Origin of the sequence: Mycolicibacterium bacteremicum, from assembly GCF_002086115.1 — a bacterium.
Taxonomy (GTDB): domain Bacteria; phylum Actinomycetota; class Actinomycetes; order Mycobacteriales; family Mycobacteriaceae; genus Mycobacterium; species Mycobacterium bacteremicum.
Genome location: NZ_MVHJ01000070.1, coordinates 1 through 988, shown reverse-complemented (window position 1 = coordinate 988; position 988 = coordinate 1). Strand labels below are relative to the sequence as shown.

Genomic DNA, 988 nt, shown 5'->3' with positions numbered 1-988 from the left:
CCGCCGGAGACCTTCGAGAACGAGGACTTCAAGCGCGGCATGAAGAACTTCCTGTCCCCGGACGGGCATGCGGTGCGTTTCATCATCAGCCACGACGGTGATCCGCTGAGCGCCGAGGGCATCGCGAAGATCGACGCGATCAAGAACGCGGCCAAGGAAGCCATCAAAGGCACCCCGCTGGAGGGGTCCAAGATCTACCTCGGCGGCACCGCGGCCACCTTCAAGGACATGCAGGACGGCGCCAACTGGGATCTGATCATCGCCGGAATCGCCTCCATCGCACTGATCTTCATCATCATGCTGTTGATCACCCGCAGTGTGGTGGCCGCGGCGGTGATCGTCGGCACGGTGGTGATCTCGCTGGCGTCCGCGCTGGGGCTCTCGGTGCTGATCTGGCAGCACATCATCGGCATCCCGCTGCACTGGATGGTGCTGCCGATGGCGGTGATCATCCTGCTGGCCGTCGGGGCCGACTACAACCTGCTGCTGGTGGCGCGGTTGAAGGAGGAGATCCACGCCGGTCTGGCCACCGGCATGATCCGCGCGATGGGCGGTAGCGGTTCGGTGGTCACCGCCGCCGGCCTGGTGTTCGCGTTCACCATGATCTCCATGGCGGTCAGCGAATTGACCGTGATGGGCCAGGTGGGTACCACCATCGGCCTGGGTCTGTTGTTCGACACCCTGGTCATCCGGGCGTTCATGACGCCCTCGATCGCCGCGCTGCTGGGTAAGTGGTTCTGGTGGCCGCAGCAGGTGCGTCGCCATCCGCTGCCGGTGGCCTGGCCCAAGCCGCCCAACGAACCGGTGCCGGCCGGCGCACCCGAAACGACGTAAGGAAGTTCCTCATGGCGAGAACCAGATTCGCGGCGTTGGCGGCGTCGGCATTGGCCGCGGCCGGCCTGCTGCTGGCCGCGCCGGCGCAGGCCGATCCGGACTCCGCGTTCGCCAAGGAGTTGCACGGCTACGGCATCTACGGCCAGAAGGACTT

At 65.8% G+C, this 988-nt stretch carries 1 protein-coding gene; it reads left to right on the top strand.

The window, feature by feature from the left end; translation table 11 throughout:
* A partial coding sequence (locus tag BST17_RS28505) for an MMPL family transporter (protein ID WP_133053617.1) occupies positions 1-834 on the top strand: 834 nt, incomplete at its 5' end.
* Positions 835-988 lie beyond the last annotated feature (154 nt).